This is a genomic window from Nocardioides oceani, from assembly GCF_030412965.1.
GTDB classification, from domain to species: domain Bacteria; phylum Actinomycetota; class Actinomycetes; order Propionibacteriales; family Nocardioidaceae; genus Nocardioides; species Nocardioides oceani.
Map to the genome: position 1 here is coordinate 1 of NZ_JAUHJQ010000039.1, position 2,084 is coordinate 2,084.

Consider the following 2,084-nt stretch of genomic DNA (forward strand, 5'->3'; position numbering starts at 1 on the left):
GAGGTCTTTCGGGTGGCTGGCGTAGGAACCGCCATCTTCGAAAGACCTCGACCTCTATCCCGGCACCGACGCGCCGACCCCGGCCGCGTCGTCCGCTACACCCTCAACTGTGAAGAGCCGCTGAAGGCTGCGTGCAGGATGGCGCGTACGCCCTTGCCGTGGGCAGATCTGGGTTGGTCTCCGGCGATGATGTCTTGCTCGTTGCGGTCGTATCGGACCGTCGATGCCTCGGGGAAGCCCCAATCGGCTAGGCGGCGCGAAAGCTCGCTTGAGAACTCACGAAGGGCCGCGAATCCGAAGCCTGTGGCCGCTGCGGCGGTATCGACCTTGGCCTCGTCAGCAACTTGGGCTTTCATCTGTTCAAGGTGGGCGACCTGCTCGTAGAGCGACAGTGACCTCTCGATCTCCGTCCGTTTGCTCATTAGCTCTTTCAGGTCGCCCTGTTGCGGCTGGAGCTGCTCGTCGAGTTGCGTCAGGAGTCCTTGAAGTTCCTCGTCCTCCCCCAGGAGTGCACGAATGCGTGCACGCACTTGGGTGGCACGGGTCTCAAGATCGTCCAGTGTTCCCAGGAGATCCTTGCGGAGATCTCGAGTCTTGCGGGCCTCCGCTTCGACCGACTCCCCAAAGCTGGTGTTGTCTCCTTCGCAGTCCTGATTGTAGTGCTGGTGCTCGGGCTCCGCGCCGCAGAAGACGCAGACTCCGCTCTGGAAGTAACCCAGTAGCGTGCCCGCTTCGTGGATCGTGCTGAGTCGCTCAAGGTCCGAGTCGTACTGGCTCAGGAGCAGGCGGAAGCGAGCTCGCAACGCGATGGTGTCGCTTAACTCGTTCCGCGCTTCCGCGCCGGTCCGCTGGCTGGTCCGCAATGAACCGCCCCGGCAAGTCCGGAGACTCCGTTCCTTGGGAAGGATGGAGTCATGTCAGGGAGTACGTCGAAGAGGTACCCGGCCGAGCTGCGCGAGCGGGCGGTCCGGATGGTCGGAGAGATCCGGGCCGATCACGAGTCGGAGTGGGCGGCGATGAGCAAGGTCGCGGAGCTGCTCGGGGTCGGGACGCCGGAGACGGTGCGCAAGTGGTGCCGGCAGGCCGAGGTCGATGCCGGCCAGCGGCCCGGGATGACGTCCGAGGAGTCGGCTGAGTTGAAGCGGCTGAAGCGGGAGAACGCCGAGCTCAAGCGCGCCAACGCGATTCTCCGCTCGGCATCGGTTTTCTTCGCGGCCGAACTCGACCGGCCACAGCGCTGATCGTGCCCTACATCGACGAGCACGTCGGTGTCCGCGACGGCGACGGTCTGCGATGGGGTGTCGAGTCGATCTGCGAGCAGCTCACCGAGCTGGGCGCCAAGATCGCCCCCGCGACCTACTACGAACACCGCTCCCGCAAGGCGACCTCCCGCGAAGTGCGCGACGAGGAGTTGAAGCCGAGGATCGCCGCGGTCCACGCGTCGAACTACGGCGTCTACGGTGCCCGGAAGGTGTGGCTCACCCTGAACCGTGAACGCGCTGCCGAGGAGCCGCCCATCGCGCGCTGCACCGTGGAGCGGCTGATGGGCGAGCTCGGCCTGGCTGGCGCGGTGCGGGGCAAGGTCAAGCGGACCACGATCAGCGACCCGAGGGCGCCCAAGCCGCTGGACCTGGTGGGCCGCAACTTCGCGCCACTGGCGCCAGATCGCCTGTGGGTCGCGGACTTCACGTATGTCTCGACGTGGTCGGGCTGGTGCTACACCGCGTTCGTCATCGACGCCTACGCCCGCCGGATCCTGGGCTGGTCGGTGGCCACGACGATGACCAGCCAGCTCGTCGTCGACGCGGTCGAGCAGGCGATCTGGACCCGGCAGCGTGAAGGCACGGATTTGGCCGGCCTGATCGCGCACCACGACCACGGAGTTCAGTACCTGTCCGTGGCCTACTCCGAGCACTTGGACGCTGCTGGGATCAAGCCCTCGACCGGAGCGGTGGGCTCGTCATACGACTGCGAGCATCGTGACTGCGCCACCACCTGGGGTCTGACCCTTGCTTATGACCGGCCCTGCGGGTGCCCTCGCGTTGACGTGTCGGCCCCGGGCGGTGGCGTTCACCAGACTGCTG

General features: G+C 66.1%; 1 protein-coding gene and 1 pseudogene. One reads left to right on the forward strand and one right to left on the reverse strand.

Annotated elements, in window-relative coordinates:
- Positions 1-95: 95 nt before the first annotated feature.
- Positions 96-863 carry a hypothetical protein gene (locus QWY28_RS23155; RefSeq protein WP_300955284.1) on the reverse strand — a complete coding sequence of 256 codons (768 nt, stop codon included), beginning with the start codon at positions 861-863 and terminating at the stop codon, positions 96-98.
- 51 nt (positions 864-914) lie between these two features.
- Here QWY28_RS23155 and QWY28_RS23160 point away from each other — a divergent pair.
- Positions 915-1,969, forward strand: a pseudogene (locus QWY28_RS23160) (IS3 family transposase); the annotation flags it as partial.
- Positions 1,970-2,084 lie beyond the last annotated feature (115 nt).